Genomic DNA, 15,619 nt, shown 5'->3' with positions numbered 1-15,619 from the left:
GAGCTATTGGGACATCTTTAAAATCGTCCGCACATTACTCGCACTCGTTGCAATAATATCAATCGCCCCCGTACGCAGGGCCCCCATAATCGCCATCGCTTTTGATGACTCTGAGGCAATCGCTATTACGCAAGGAATTTTCTTGAGTTCGTCTATACTTAGGCCTATCACGCGGTCATTCATCACGGTATCAACATGTTGCCCTTGCGCATTGAAAAAATCATAACCTGCGATATCGCCAATCACCCCTTGATTCAAACTCGCATCAACAATTTCACGCGGTGTAAACCAGCCTAGCTTGACCATATAGCTATCTTCATTCATATCGCCAATACCAATTAAGGCAATATCCGCTTTACGGGCACGATCTAAGGTTTCCTTAATGGTGCCATTTTTCATAAATGATTGCTTTAATTCGTTATTTTCGACATAAGCAGGCGCGTATAAGGTTTCGCTGGTTCCGCCAAACTTTTTGGCTAAACGACGGCTGATATGATCTGCATTAATGGAATCACCTGGGCGATGGGTTCCGCCTATTCCGCAAATAAAACGGCAATCTTTTTCAGGGACGGCTCCACCGCTATCAGCCACTACCGCAACATTGCGACCTTGGCCGACCGTGACTATCATGTTGTCTCGTAACGTTGTTGACAAATAGTTAGCGACGAGAGTGCCGACTTGGTAACGTTGCTCTTCTTCGTCGGGATGATCGAGGGCAATCAATGCACGGGAAATCGGGAAGCGAGAAAGTAACTGTTGTTCTAACTGAGTGCTAAAAATAGGATGATAGCGAACATTGATCTCTACAATACCTTCTTCCTTTGCCCGCTTGAGTAAGCGGCCTACCTTAATTCGCGATATACCAAACTTATTGGCGATCTCTTCCTGAGTAATTTCATCACGATAATAAGCTATCGCAATTTCAGTCAGTAGCTCGATTTCGGAAGATGTTTGTGATCTATCCATAAGATAGTGGTTTCCTCTTTATTGGTGTTAATCGCAACAAGGGTGATAAGGTTTTAGTATAGCGTTTCTAGTGGCAATTAATAAGTGAGTTATAAAAGAGAGTGGATATATAGCAATGATATTTGACTATATATCCACGAAAGAATTATATAAAACAATTATGCATTAGCTAATGCATCCTGTTTTTCAATACTCTGCGCTAATTGACACAATAATAAACAACAAGAAGTGGCACCTGCATCCAATACCCCTCTTGAACGTTCACCAAGGCGGCTTGCACGGCCAATTTTAGCCACTAAATCTACTGTAGAATCACGACCTGCAACAGCAGCTGCCTGCATCGCATCAAGTGCTTGTTTAAAGTTTTTCCCTGCTTTTGTCGCCTCTTCAAAAGCATTAACTGCAGGGATCAATGCATCCATCAAGCACTTATCACCCACTGTCGCGCTGCTGATGTCTTGCAGCTCAGATAAACCATTTTTCAGCATATCGAGGAAATCTTGTTGCGATAACGTATTTTTTCCTGAAATACTGTCTGACATTCCCATAAAGAAGCTGCCATAAAGTGGCCCCATCGAACCACCAATGCCTTCCATCAAGGCGTCTGAAATTTCTTCAAACCCTTCACTGAGTGATAATTCACGGTCTGCAATTGCTTTAGCGCATAGATTAAAACCTTTAGCCATATTAATGCCATGGTCTCCATCCCCTATTGCGCCATCAATTTCACTGAGGTATTCACGGTTAGAAACAATAATGTTCACTAAATCAAGGGTAATTTCCTTGCCGTTGCCCGTTGAAATAACTTGCATAATTGTCTCCTTATTTAACCTGTGTTAAACCCAATGAATATGCAGGGACATCCATCAATGTTTTTAATTCATCATCCACTTTCATTAATGTCAGCGTGACCCCCATCATTTCTAGTGAGGTAAAATAGTTACCAACATAGTTACGAACAATCCGCACACCTTTCTCACTGAGTTGTTTTTCAACCTCTGCATAGTAGATGTACAGCTCCATAACTGGTGTCGCACCTAGCCCTGAAACCAAGACGACAACTTCATCACCTTGTTTTGCCTGCATATCATCTAAAATTGGCGCTAACATGGTTTGTGCCATTTGCGCGGCAGATTGAATTGGCATGATTTCAATGCCTGGCTCTCCATGATGGCCAATGCCTAGCTCCATCATCCCGTCTTCAATATGAAAATTTGGATGACCCACTGCTGGAATGGTGCAAGACGTTAACCCAACGCCAATAGAGTGGCAGTTATTAATCGCTTTTTGTGCTGCATTAATAACACCGTCTAAATCATAGCCTTTGCTTGCTGCGGCAGAGCCCACTTTCCACATGAGAATTTCGCCAGCAACGCCACGGCGCTTTTCTTTTTCACTCGCAGGTGCTGAAGCGACGTCATCGGTAGCAACCACGGTTTTGACTTGCATACCCGCTTTTTCTGCCTTTTTCATCGCCATCTTGACGTTCATGTTATCGCCCGCATAGTTACCATATAAACAGGCAACACCCGCACCGCTATCGGCTGCTTTAAACGCGTCTAAAAAAGCGCCCGCAGTGGGTGAGGAGAAAATTTCCCCAATGGCCACCGCATCTAACATGTTTTCACCCACGTAGCCTAAAAACGCAGGTTCATGACCTGAACCACCACCAGTGACAATGCCCACTTTCCCTTGTATTGGGGCTTTTGGGTATTTTAGAACGCGCGCGTTATCAGTTTGTGCAAAATATTCAGGGTGCGCTTTCAAATAACCTTGAATCGCATCTTCAACAACGAGATCAGGTTCATTAATGATTCTATTCATAATTCCCTCATTTACTTATTTTCTGGTGTTAGCTGCATCTTTGCCGTCTGTTCAAGTAATTCTTCCGGCACAGTAATAAATTTCATCAATATCGCACTAAATAAATAGAGCCCTGAGAAGATCCAAATCACGCCAAAGGCTCCAACACTACTAATAAAGAGCCCAACTAATGCAGGTCCGACAAAAGTACTTAAGCCTGCACCTAAGTTAAGGACTGACATTGCAGCGCCTTTATTTTCAGGCGCTAAACTCGGCATGATGGCTGAAAGCGGTACGTATCCGGCAAGACATGCGCCGAATAACCCAGCGGCAATCATCATCAGGGTATAATTGTGCCCAAAATAATAAGGCACGTAGTAAAACATTAAGGTACAAACCATACAGCCGACACAACCAAACCAAATCACAATATTGCGCCAACCAATACGGTCACTGACAACACCAAAGATCAGATTAAAAGCGATGTTCACTGTCCAAAGTGCCGCGTAGATATGTAACCACTCTGTGCGGGAAAAACCAAAGTCAGCAAGAAACATTGGCATGAAGATCACAAAACCGTACGCTGCAGAGGTATTAATAGTACGAACAATGCCACCTAAACCAATTTTGGGGTTTTCAAACGCGATGGTGATCCCTTTAAATACATAGCTGAGCGATACTTTTTCTTTCGGTGAGTCCGTTGTATCTCCCGCTTTGTTGCGGTTAAGCGCAATAGCAATAAATGCCCCGATAGTGACAAAAATCAGTCCACTCCATAACGTTGCCATTTCACCTAAAACTGGCAACGCATAACTTGAATACATCACGCCTAAAACACCGAGTCCGCCACTATAAACAAACCAGAAGATCCCGACTGCAGAGCCCAGTTTTTTAATTGGCGCCTCATAGGCTACCCAAACTAAGAAGCCATAGGCAAACATTGGATAACCAAAACCACGCAGCGCATAGGTTGGGATCATGATAGACAGGCTGTTACTCGGTAAGCCAACAGACAAGAAAATAATCGAGCCAATGACAAACATCACAAAACCAAAAATCATCACACGACGGGCGGTATAAATTTCAGCCAACACACCGGACAACCACGCGGCGACAGCAGCAAAAAAACCATACACACTAAATAGTAATGATGATTCTTCAATACTCATTCCACGGCTAATTATAAAAGGTGACAGCCAGCCTTGTTCTAGGCCTTCCCCCATCATAAAGATCAGGACGCCAAAATAGCCAAGTAGTAACTTTGGTGAAAACCCCGTTACTTTAGACAGTTTATTGATTATCATATTGTTGACCTCAGTGCTTGTTCGCTGGGTTAGGACCTGAATAACAAGCCTTGGTAGGGTGACATTTATTCAGGTCCAATTTTTATCGTTATATTTTTAATTTCGTCTTTTTTTCAACCCACGACAGCTCTACAGGTTCGGGTCGAGAACCACTTTAATGTGCGGGTCGCCTTTCGCCATCATCGAAAAACCTTCCGCAAATTTATCTAAAGGTAAAATATCCGTCACAACCCCCTTGGTTGGGAAATCGCCATTACCAATACCTTCAATCACTAATGGGTAGCAATATGGGCCAAGGTGAGAGCCTAATAAATCCAGTTCTTTACGGTCACTGATGATGCTCCAGTCCACGGTCACTGGGTCTTTAAATACAGAAAACTCAACAAAAGTACCTAATTTACGGATCATCTTAAGGCCTTGCTCTACCGATTTAGGCGCCCCAGTCGCTTCAATGTAAATGTCACAGCCATAACCTTCAGTCATCTCTTTGACAATTTTGTCTACATCATCACGTTTAGGGTTTAATACGATATCGGCACCAAATTCTTTTGCTAATTCAAGGCGTTTATCAAATAAATCCAGAACGACTAACTTACCAGCACCCGATTTTTTAATCGCTCCAATCATACCGAGACCTAATGTTCCCGCCCCTGAAAGCACGACAACATCACCCAACTTGACATTAGCGCGCTGCACGGCATGTAAAGAACAGGCGTAAGGTTCAATCAAAATGGCATCTTCGATTGGCATCTCAACAGGCACATGGTAGTTGATGGCTTCTTTGGTGAACTTCATATATTGCGCCATACCGCCATTCACATTGTTTTGGAAGCCATACAAGTCATGTTTTTCACACATCCAGTATTCACCGCGTTTACAAAAGCGGCATTCCCAACAAGGTACGATTTGCTCAGAAATAACACGGTCACCTAATGCAAAACCTTCAACTTTTGAGCCAAAGCCTACAACATGGCCAATAAATTCATGCCCTGGGATCATTGGCGCTTTGATATAAGCGGGCTGTTCTGCATCACCCCAAAAACTAGGAGCACCTTCAAAAGCCTTCACATCACCCGCGCAGATACCACAAGCTTCTACGCGAACCAAAATTTCTTCTTCACTAATTTTAGGGACATCGACAGTTTCTAAACGGTAGTCTTTTGGTGCATAAGCAACTACGGCTTTCATTTTTTCTGGAATGCCTGCGCTCATCGTTGCTTTTGAATCACAGTGTTCACACATAGTTCTATCCTCGGCGGTTTGTAAAATGAACATAAGTTCAATGAAGATACAAATTAACCATACCCTCTTTTCTTCATCCTTGCCCATAGTGAGAGTGTCAAAGTGTGATTCAGTGCAAAAATTCTCATGAAATCGTCTTAAAACGCCTATTTTTTACATTTTTGGCAAAAAAAATTAAATTTGAAGCTGTAGATCACAGAATTCACCATCACAAAAATAAAAACATATGCTCACCTATTGATTATTTGTTCATAAGATCCTATTTTCTAAGTAGTACATTTGATTGACTAATGAACTTTTGTTCAACGATAAGGATCTCTATCATGCTATCTATTGCTATTGGCGCAGATGACGCTGCATTTGAAATGAAAGATTTGATTAAGGCTCACTTAGCAGCATTAAACATTGAAGTGACTGATTACTGCTTAAATACAGGGGTTGCAGATGAAATGTACCCTGATGTTGCCCATGCGGTTGCAACTGCAATCGTACAAGGTAAGCACCAGCGCGGTATTCTAATTTGTGGTACCGGAATTGGTATGTCCATTGTTGCCAATAAAGTTACAGGGATCCGTGCAGCACTGTGCCATGACACATACTCCGCTGAGCGAGCTCAGAAAAGTAATGACGCGCAAATTATTACCTTTGGGGCACGAGTGATTGGCCCTGAACTGGCTAAAACCATTGTCGACACATGGCTAGCTTCCCATTATGAAGGGGGACGGTCAGCGCCGAAAGTGGCTCGAATCAGTGAGTATGAAAATGGGGAACGTTAGTTTTACTTTAGGCGCTTTTACTTTGGGAGCTTTGTAATGTCCACTCAACCACAAAATAAATTAGCCAATGCCATTCGATTTCTTTCAATAGATGCCGTACAACAAGCCAATTCAGGCCACCCTGGAGCCCCAATGGGAATGGCTGATATTGCTGAAGTTCTTTGGCGAGATTATTTACAGCACAACCCCGCAGACCCACATTGGCCTAACCGTGACCGCTTTGTATTATCAAACGGCCATGCCTCAATGCTGCTCTATAGTTTGCTTCATTTAACAGGCTATGAGTTATCCATTGATGATTTAAAACAGTTCCGACAACTCCATTCCAAAACACCGGGTCACCCTGAATTAGGCTATACACCCGGTGTTGAAACCACGACAGGCCCGCTGGGGCAAGGTATCGCCAATGCGGTTGGTATGGCAATCGCAGAAAAAACCCTAGCGGCTACGTTTAATCGCTCGGGGTTCCCCGTTGTTGACCACTATACCTATACATTTTTAGGTGATGGCTGTTTAATGGAAGGGATCTCCCATGAAGTGTGTTCATTAGCAGGAACATTAAAACTCAATAAACTCATTGCGTTTTATGATGACAACCGCATTTCTATTGATGGAGATGTGGAAGGCTGGTTTACCGATAATACCGCAAAGCGTTTTGAAGCCTATGGCTGGCATGTAATTAGATCAATTAATGGGCATTCGCGCCCTGCGATTAAAGCGGCTATCGAACAAGCACGCCAACAAACCTCGAAACCCACACTCATTATCTGCAGAACCACGATTGGTTATGGTTCGCCCAATAAAGCCGGTACCGCAGATTCTCATGGTGCTCCTCTCGGACAAGATGAAATAACACTGACTCGCCAACAACTCGGTTGGGCGTATCCGCCTTTTGTGATCCCTGATGAAATTTACCAACCTTGGAATGCCTTAGAACGTGGTGCTGAACAGCAATTACGTTGGGAACAAGCACTACGAGAATACGCCAAACAATACCCAGAACTCGCAGAGCAACTAACGCAACGATTATCCAATCAACTCCCTGAAAAATTTACAGATATCATTGATAACTTCATTCAACAATTAAATGATAACCCGGCAACGATAGCTACACGTAAAGCGTCACAAAATACACTCAATATTATTGGCCCTGTTTTATCTGAATTAATCGGTGGCTCCGCAGACTTAGCCCCAAGTAACCTGACTTATTGGTCTGGGTCACAGCCAATTAATGAACAACCTTCAGGCAACTATATTCACTATGGCGTCAGAGAGTTTGGTATGACCGCCATTGCCAATGGCATTGCATTACATGGCGGTTTTCGCCCTTACACGGCAACTTTCTTGATGTTCTCTGAATATGCACAAAATGCCGTGAGAATGGCTGCGTTAATGAAATTGCCACAAATTCTTATTTATACTCACGATTCAATTGGCTTAGGTGAAGATGGCCCAACACACCAACCCGTTGAGCAACTTGTTTCGCTGCGTGCCACGCCTAATTTGTCGGTATGGCGCCCTTGTTGCCAAGTAGAAACCGCTGTGGCTTGGAAACAGGCTATCATTCATCAACAAAAGCCAACTGCACTTGTATTATCCCGCCAAAATCTAATTCAATATTCACGAACAGCCGAACAGCTCGCTAATATTGCGCGTGGTGGATATATTTTGCGCAGCAATAGTGAGACGCCTGAATTACTATTAATTGCTACTGGTTCTGAAGTCACATTAGCGGTTGAAGCATGGAAGCAACTGACTGAACAAGGTTTTCATGTAAATGTTATTTCGATGCCATCAACAGATACCTTTGACCAACAACCCTTAGAGTACCAGCAGCGCGTTTTGCCAAATCATGTTCGCCATCGTATTGCTATCGAAGCCAGTATTAGTGATTACTGGCGTAAATATGTAGGGATTGATGGATTAGTTATGGGAATGAACAGTTTTGGAGAATCAGCCCCTGCAAGTAAATTGTTTGAATATTTTGGTTTTACCGTAGAAAAGCTTATTACTATGTCACGTTCATTATTAAAACCTAATGATTAATTGATATAGCAATAATTAATATCTGTTATCCTACTTTGTAATTTCCTATTACAAGCCAAATAATATCTATGTTATTTGGCTTATTTTTATCTAAATAAAATCATAAACAATAAAAAAGCGAGTACCTATTCATACTCGCTTTATTCATTATTAATTTAATATCCTTATTGGATACTATAACCACCATCAATTACTAAATTATGACCTGTAATCATATCAGATGCATCACTGGCCAAAAATAACGCACATGCGGCAATTTCAGATGGCTCCGCAAAACGCCTTGCAGGAATTTTTTCTTTCATTTCATCACCTTTTTTACCTTCCCACGCTTTTTTACCGAGTTCAGTCATGACAATCGTTGGAGAAATGGCGTTGGTTTGTATGCCTTTTGGGCTCCACTCAAGCGCTAATACTTGGGTTAAACCAATAATCGCTGCTTTACTGGCACAGTAGGCTGCATGTTGGTCTAGGGCAATCACCCCAGCTTGAGATGCCATATTAATGATCTTCCCTTTTCCATTATTAATCATTACATTACCTGCAGCCTGGCAAACCAAAAAAGTCCCTTTTAAATTCACATTCATGGTTAAGTCCCAGTCTGATTCACTTAAATTTTCCGCGGGAGCAAGTGCGACTATCCCCGCACTATTGACGACAATATCTAACGTACCATAATGCTCAACAACCTGTTTTACCATCTGAGAAACTGCCTCAGAATTTGTAATATCACATTGAATACCAATTGAATTCCCTAATTTTTCCGCAGTTTTTATCACTTTATCTGACTTGTCGATTAAGGCGACTTTAGCCCCTTTTTCAACATACAATTGAGCAATCGCGAAACCAATACCTGCTGCTCCCCCTGTAATTAATGCAACTTTGCCATCGAGTGAAAAGTTGGTGCTATAGCCACTAAATTTTTTCATTTCAATTCCTTAATATCATGATGTGATATTCAATATATAGGTGAAATAAATATAGGGTTGCCTTAGAGAGACAACAAAATATTAAGCGAAGGTTAAATTACTTGGTATTATTAATATAATATTATCACTGGTTAAATTCTATATTATTCATCTAAAAAAAAGAGATATCTCTCAAATTAAATATCTCATTAAATTCTAAATGGGCATATGTTCAAAATAATAATTTAAATGAATATTTGTACTTTATTTTTGACTGTGAAAACCCTCCGAAAAATTCATTTACGTTGTAACACCCCGTCAAAAGTGTATTTTTTCTTCCCCTATAATTTTCCTGTTAATTGGCGCATAATATTAGTTATATCTAAATTGATATTGAACAATATCAACCGTGAGTTATTGAGTAAGATATTGGAATGAATATCATTTACACTAAATACTGCACATTTAATTTATAGGTTATTGATAATATGGAAGAAAGTAACTTGCTATTACAACTGAATAACATTGGCTATAGTATTGAGCAAAAAACAATTCTTGATAATGTGCAGATTAACTTACAGGCAGGCGACTTTAAGCTGATTACGGGCCCTTCTGGCTGTGGTAAAAGTACCTTATTAAAAATAGTGGCCTCGTTAATTTCCCCCACTCAAGGAACAATCAAGTTTCAAGGGAAAGATATCACTACCATCCTCCCAGAGACGTATCGTCAGCAGGTTTCATACTGTACTCAAACGCCTACTTTATTTGGGCAAACCGTGTATGACAACCTCGTTTTTCCGTATCAAATCCGAAAATTGCCATTTAATAAAGACAAAGTCATCAGTGATTTGCAGCTGTTTTCTCTGCATGCTTCTATTTTAGAGAAAGGGATCAATGAGCTCTCTGGAGGGGAAAAACAGCGAGTGTCACTTATTCGAAACTTACAATTTCTTCCACAAGTCTTGCTATTAGATGAAATCACCAGTGCCCTAGATGAAGAAAATAAAATTAAAGTGAACGAATTTATTCATCATTTAGCAAGTGACAAAAAAATAGGGGTGCTATGGGTAACTCATGACCAAGATGAAATCGCTCATACCAATGAAATTATTACGCTTCCTGTTCACCACACCGGATCATAGGATACCACTGTGCATCAACCAACGATTTCCAATGAATCACTAACCTTTTCTATCCTGTTAGTCCTAGTGGCTATTTTTATTAGTCATAAAGAAAAACTGTCCCTTGAAAAAGATATTATCTGGAGTACTTGCCGAGCGATTATTCAACTGTTGATCGCAGGCTATATTCTAACATACATATTTAGAGTGGATCACGAATTGCTCACGATTGCATTGGTGATGTTTATTTGCGTCAATGCCGCGTGGAACGCTAAGAAAAGAAGTAAATATATTGATAAAATTTATGTTACTGCATTAATAGCCATTAGCTCTGGTACATTTCTTACATTGTTAATTCTGATATTAACCAATGCCATCGCATTTACGCCTATGCAGGTCATTCCTATAACGGGAATGATTGCGGGTAACGCCATGATTGCTGTAGGGCTATGCTTTAATAACCTTGGTCAACGGTTTTCAAGCCAGCAACAACAAATTCAAGAAATGTTAAGTTTGGGGGCGACCCCAAAAATTGCTTCCGCATCTATAATTCGCGACAGTATTCGTGCATCACTGATCCCAACGGTGGACTCAGCCAAAACAGTCGGAATTGTTAGCTTACCGGGTATGATGTCAGGGCTGATTTTTGCTGGAGTTGACCCGTTACAAGCCGTTAAGTACCAGATTATGGTGACTTTTATGCTGTTAGGCACAGCCAGCCTTTCGACCATACTAGCTGGGTATATGACCTATACAAAATTCTATAACCAACGCCACCAATTATTGGTTACAACACTGAATAAATAATGACCTCCCACCGCTTATTGGTCATCAACGATAAGCGGTACTTTCTTAATATCACCCTTTGACCACCCCCACAGGTAGCACTTCAATTAATTGTGCTTTGCTATTTTCATTATCTATCAACTTAAAAATATGATTTAGCATCGTTGGCACATCCTGTTTGACCATTTCGATGTCATTACCTAAAAGTGCAACAAAGGGATCCCAGTCAAAACAGCCTAAATGAGGTTGGTGCGAACCGATATACCCCTTTTTACCTAACCAATCAATAACCCCTTCTAATGAAATGGTTGAATTAATAAATAAACCGCATTTCACTATTTTCTGTGGATCATTACTATTCTGTTCAAAAAACTGAGAAAGCGCTTTTTCTGCTTTTTCGGGGGCATAACCACAAGCCAAAATATTTTCTTGTGGAACCGTGATACCTTTTTCATTATGTGCATCAATAAACCCACGAATACGTTCACGTGTATTGTGGTCATGTTCACGACCACCAATGAAAATTAAGGCTTCATTTATTGATGTTTGAGGCTTATTTTTACTTAAAATACGTTGAGTTAAATTTTTTGCACCAAGATAGTTATCTGAAATAACCGAAGGCGCCAACGAGCCCGGTAAGTCTAAATTTAAGGTTGAAACCCCCGAAGCTTGGCAAATTTCGGTAATTTTATCTGGATTCGTTGCCCCCGTTGAAATCAACCAATCCACCTGATAAGAGATCATTGCGCGCGCGGCTTCTATTTCTAACTCAGGGTCACGTCGCGTGCAGGTAATGATTGGAAACAGCCCTCTTTCACGCGCCATTTCCTCAAAATGTTCGACAATAGAGCCAAAGTAGCGGTTGTCATATTTCGGGACTAACATACCGATTATTTTGGATTTATTACTGCGCAACAAGCTAGCTTGCTTATTGACTGCATAATTTTGTTCTTCGGCGATGCGGATCACTTTTTCAGCAAGCTGTGCACTAATTCGCCTTTTTTGCCAATTACCATTAAGTATTGCACTCACTGCACTCGCTGAAACTCCGGCTAATTCAGCAAGGTCATAGATCGTTGTTTTCTTATTTTGTCTGATCTTTGTCACAGATTCTCATCTCCATTTTTTACTAGCTTGACACCAAAGTCGAAAAGTCGCAATACTGCTACATCGATTGAGCAACATTGAAATTGATGATGCCTGAGTTGATAGACTGCAAAATAAATACTATCAACCATCGCATGTAGCCACCTATCCATCCCTGTGACTCATTGCTGTTTCATTAATTTCAGACGCTTTTTATTCTTACATTTCGCTAAAATATCCGATTGGAGTAAATTATGGCCATTTCTATTGAGAACAAAGTCGCAGCAATTACCGGAGCTGCTTCAGGTATCGGTCTTGAATGTGCACGTACACTAATTAAAGCAGGCGCAAAAGTCGTTTTAATTGACCGCGCAGAAGAGCGATTAAACCAACTTGTTGAAGAATTAGGTGAAAACGCGATCCCATTAGTTGTCGACCTAATGAAACCAGAACAAGTTGATGGAATGTTAGATGCCATCTTACAAAAAGCTGGCCGTTTAGATATTTTCCATGCTAACGCCGGTGCCTATATTGGTGGCCCTGTTGCTGAGGGTGACCCAGATGTGTGGGATAAGGTATTAAATTTAAACATTAATGCGGCTTTCCGTTGTGTCCGCGCGGTGTTACCTCATTTTATTGCCCAAAAATCCGGTGATGTATTATTCACCAGTTCAATTGCAGGTGTTGTCCCCGTGATCTGGGAACCGATTTACACCGCATCAAAATTTGCTGTTCAAGCCTTCGTCCATTCAACGCGCCGCCAAGTCTCTGAACATGGTGTTCGTGTTGGTGCAGTATTACCCGGCCCTGTTGTCACTGCCTTACTCGATGATTGGCCAAAAGAAAAAATGGAAGAAGCCTTAGCAAATGGTAGCTTAATGCAACCGATTGAAGTCGCTGAAGCCGTATTATTTATGTTAACTCGCCCACGCAATGTCACTATTCGTGACCTTGTTATTGTGCCAAACAGTGTTGATCTCTAACTTGTCATCTCGCAATTCATTGCAGTTAGCACCTTGGAGGGAAAATGAATAATTTACATACACAAATAAAAGATAACGATAAAGTCGTTATTGGTATCGATGTTGGCACAGGCAGTGCTCGCGCAGGTGTCTTTGACATGTCAGGCAATATGTTAGCCTCTGCCAAACGTGATATTACGCTATTTCGTGACAATGCCAATTTTGCAGAGCAATCAAGTAACGAAATTTGGGAAGCTGTTTGTTATTGTGTCAAGCAAGCAATAGCATCATCAACAGTAAAACCACAACAAGTTGCAGGTATTGGCTTTGATGCAACCTGCTCACTGGTTGTCATTGGTTCAGATAAACAGCCTATTACTGTTAGCCCATCGAATGACCCTGAGCGCAACATTATTGTGTGGATGGACCACCGTGCGACAGAGCAAGCTGAGCGCATTAATCAATTAAAACACCCTGTTCTAAACTATGTTGGCGGTAAGATTTCGCCTGAAATGGAAACGCCTAAGATTTTATGGCTAAAAGAAAATTTACGTCAATCCTATGATAACGCATGGCAATTTTTTGATTTAGCCGATTTTTTAACATGGAAATCGACTAACTCCTTAGCTCGCTCAACCTGTACTGTCACCTGCAAGTGGACATATCTTGCCCATGAGAAACGCTGGGATGAGGATTACTTTCAACAGATTGGTTTATCTGAACTGGCAGATGAAAATTTCGCACGTATTGGCCAGCTTATTGTGGAACCAGGCACGCCTTGTGGTGAAGGCTTAACTGAAGCCGCGGCCCAACAAATGGGCTTGCTAGCAGGAACTCCTGTCGCTGCTGGTATGATAGATGCTCACGCAGGCGGTATTGGTACTGTTGGCGTTAATGGCGATGCAACCGCCAATATGGCATATGTATTTGGTACCTCTTCATGCACAATGACAACCACCAAAGAACCTGTATTTATACCGGGTGTATGGGGGCCCTATTTCAGTGCAATGGTACCGGGTATGTGGCTAAATGAAGGTGGCCAAAGTGCGGCTGGCGCAGCAATTGACCAGCTACTTTCCTTGCATCCCGCTTTTGCACAAGCAAAACTCACGGCAAAAGAGCAAGGTAAACCTTTGCCTGTTATGTTAGCGGATTTAGTATTAGAAAAAGCATCTTCACCATCACAGTCTGTTGAGCTAGCTGAAAAAATACACGTAGTTCCTGAGTTTTTAGGGAACCGAGCACCTTTTGCCGACCCTCATGCCAGAGCCGTCATTGCTGGATTAACCATGGATAACAGCATGGAAAATTTACTTTCTTTCTATGTTGCTGGTGTGTGTGGAATTGGCTATGGATTACGACAAATCATTGAAGCACAAGCAAATTCTGGTGCTGCGATTGAAAATATTGTTGTCAGTGGCGGTGCTGGTCAACACCCGTTGATCCGCCAGCTACTTGCTGATGCGTGTGGTGTCCCAGTGATTTCAACACAAGCCAGTGAGCCTGTATTGCTTGGCTCTGCAATCCTTGGAGCAGTTGCAGGGAAAGTCTGTGAGGATGTCGCACAGGCTATGGATCAATTTAGTGCGATTGACTTAACCTACCAAGCAAATAACGCTTATAAGACTCGTCATGATGCAAGATTCGCCTCTTTCTTACATTTGCAACAATGTGCTAGAGAGTTAAAAGGTTAATCACGTAGATACAACACTCAAGCCATATTTAGACTAAAGAAAGCCGTAAACCGGCTTTCTTTAATTAAAACGCGTATGACCTATCAAGTTTAATTCAATAAGAAGATGGGTGTTATAACTCACTTTTAAAAGCAATATCTTGTCCATAGCGAATCAACCATTTCCTTTGGCATCAAATCGTAATCTCCCTCAACCATTGGAATAGACAAGGATACTTTCCCTTGTTTATCACTATACGCTTTCATAATGAATTTTTTATATCCTTCTAACCTTGCATTTTTAATTCGAAACACTTCACCACAGACATAACCTAACTCCCCCTTATCCGTAGTTTGACGAATAAAATTATATTTCACATTTCTAAATGAAGCAGACTCTGGGAAAGATAAATAGTCTTCAACACTACTCTTTGCCATTTTCACAAGATCAGGTTTAGGGGAGTAGTTCAATGTCACTCCTAATATAAAAGAGCTCCCAGCTAACAATAAAATTGTGAGCAACTTTATGATATTCATATTCTTAAGCTCTCATTTATTCAATAACAAGCCAGTTGACCAAAATGACCTAAAAATTTTGCCCCAAGAATAGACTTAAATAGTTACCTTGAGTCAGTTGTAAGTAAATAATAATTTTTTTAATAATGGTTAACCCTATCTATATAAGAATACCTTATTAGATGACCTGCTTTTTCTAATTATCACCCTCGATAGCCACCACCAGCAGAGTAAAAAAATACAATTAGTTTTATATAACCATCCGTATTTATACTTTACTTCACCCCCCAAGAGAGTAAAAACGTCAATATTAAACTATGAATATAAATAGTACTTAAAACATTAACTGTTTCAATTTGTATTTTTTAACTAAAAAAATTATTTTACCAAAAACAGAAAACAATAATAAGATTTAAGTGTTCATCATAACTTAA

The 15,619-nt window shown here is 41.0% G+C and carries 14 protein-coding genes; 6 read left to right on the top strand and 8 right to left on the bottom strand.

Features of this window, described 5'->3' with window-relative positions:
- Positions 1–3: 3 nt before the first annotated feature.
- The 5 genes from PR800_RS19295 to PR800_RS19275 form a co-directional block, all read right to left on the bottom strand.
- Positions 4–966 carry a sugar-binding transcriptional regulator gene (locus tag PR800_RS19295; protein ID WP_004910275.1) on the bottom strand — a complete coding sequence of 321 codons (963 nt, stop codon included), beginning with the start codon at positions 964–966 and terminating at the stop codon, positions 4–6.
- 158 nt (positions 967–1,124) lie between these two features.
- Positions 1,125–1,778 (bottom strand): dihydroxyacetone kinase subunit DhaL, encoded by a 654-nt coding sequence (dhaL, locus tag PR800_RS19290; RefSeq protein ID WP_272531255.1) that lies wholly within the window; start codon positions 1,776–1,778, stop codon positions 1,125–1,127.
- 10 nt (positions 1,779–1,788) lie between these two features.
- The gene (locus PR800_RS19285; RefSeq protein WP_102139240.1) at positions 1,789–2,790 is read right to left on the bottom strand and encodes a dihydroxyacetone kinase subunit DhaK; all 1,002 of its coding nucleotides are present in this window, start codon (positions 2,788–2,790) and stop codon (positions 1,789–1,791) included.
- An 11-nt stretch (positions 2,791–2,801) separates the two neighbouring features.
- Positions 2,802–4,073, bottom strand: a complete 1,272-nt coding sequence (locus PR800_RS19280; protein WP_102139241.1) for an MFS transporter — start codon at positions 4,071–4,073, stop codon at positions 2,802–2,804.
- A gap of 129 nt (positions 4,074–4,202) precedes the next feature.
- Entirely contained in the window at positions 4,203–5,315 is a 1,113-nt protein-coding gene (locus PR800_RS19275; protein ID WP_004910265.1) for an MDR/zinc-dependent alcohol dehydrogenase-like family protein, read from the bottom strand.
- Between the two features lie 323 nt (positions 5,316–5,638).
- Between PR800_RS19275 and rpiB the strand changes: the two genes are divergently transcribed.
- Both rpiB and tkt read left to right on the top strand, forming a co-directional pair.
- Positions 5,639–6,091, top strand: a complete 453-nt coding sequence (gene rpiB, locus PR800_RS19270) for a ribose 5-phosphate isomerase B (RefSeq protein WP_102139242.1) — start codon at positions 5,639–5,641, stop codon at positions 6,089–6,091.
- Positions 6,092–6,127: 36 nt separating this feature from the next.
- Entirely contained in the window at positions 6,128–8,137 is a 2,010-nt protein-coding gene (tkt, locus tag PR800_RS19265; protein WP_102139243.1) for a transketolase, read from the top strand.
- Between the two features lie 164 nt (positions 8,138–8,301).
- On the opposite strand, the gene PR800_RS19260 is transcribed toward tkt, so the two are convergent.
- Complete coding sequence (locus tag PR800_RS19260) at positions 8,302–9,063, bottom strand: SDR family oxidoreductase (RefSeq protein ID WP_166265365.1); 762 nt, start codon at positions 9,061–9,063, stop codon at positions 8,302–8,304.
- A gap of 467 nt (positions 9,064–9,530) precedes the next feature.
- Between PR800_RS19260 and fetA the strand changes: the two genes are divergently transcribed.
- Together fetA and fetB are read left to right on the top strand one after the other, a co-directional pair.
- The gene (fetA, locus tag PR800_RS19255; protein ID WP_272531254.1) at positions 9,531–10,184 is read left to right on the top strand and encodes an iron efflux ABC transporter ATP-binding subunit FetA; all 654 of its coding nucleotides are present in this window, start codon (positions 9,531–9,533) and stop codon (positions 10,182–10,184) included.
- Positions 10,185–10,193: 9 nt separating this feature from the next.
- A complete protein-coding gene (gene fetB, locus PR800_RS19250; protein ID WP_166265368.1) occupies positions 10,194–10,970 on the top strand; it encodes an iron efflux ABC transporter permease subunit FetB in 777 nt (258 codons plus the stop codon).
- A gap of 51 nt (positions 10,971–11,021) precedes the next feature.
- On the opposite strand, the gene PR800_RS19245 is transcribed toward fetB, so the two are convergent.
- The gene (locus PR800_RS19245; RefSeq protein WP_102139247.1) at positions 11,022–12,056 is read right to left on the bottom strand and encodes a LacI family DNA-binding transcriptional regulator; all 1,035 of its coding nucleotides are present in this window, start codon (positions 12,054–12,056) and stop codon (positions 11,022–11,024) included.
- 233 nt (positions 12,057–12,289) lie between these two features.
- On the opposite strand from PR800_RS19245, the gene PR800_RS19240 reads away from it, so the two are divergent.
- Complete coding sequence (locus tag PR800_RS19240; RefSeq protein WP_102139248.1) at positions 12,290–13,018, top strand: SDR family oxidoreductase; 729 nt, start codon at positions 12,290–12,292, stop codon at positions 13,016–13,018.
- 65 nt (positions 13,019–13,083) lie between these two features.
- Positions 13,084–14,691, top strand: coding sequence for an FGGY-family carbohydrate kinase (locus PR800_RS19235; RefSeq protein WP_238706852.1), 1,608 nt, complete (start codon positions 13,084–13,086; stop codon positions 14,689–14,691).
- A 125-nt stretch (positions 14,692–14,816) separates the two neighbouring features.
- On the opposite strand, the gene PR800_RS19230 is transcribed toward PR800_RS19235, so the two are convergent.
- Positions 14,817–15,146: a hypothetical protein gene (locus tag PR800_RS19230; protein ID WP_229597600.1), complete on the bottom strand. Its 330-nt coding sequence runs from the start codon at positions 15,144–15,146 to the stop codon at positions 14,817–14,819.
- Positions 15,147–15,619 lie beyond the last annotated feature (473 nt).

It is taken from the genome of Providencia sp. PROV205 (genome assembly GCF_028479505.1).
GTDB lineage: Bacteria > Pseudomonadota > Gammaproteobacteria > Enterobacterales > Enterobacteriaceae > Providencia > Providencia huaxiensis.
This window is presented reverse-complemented; position numbering and strand designations above follow the sequence as displayed.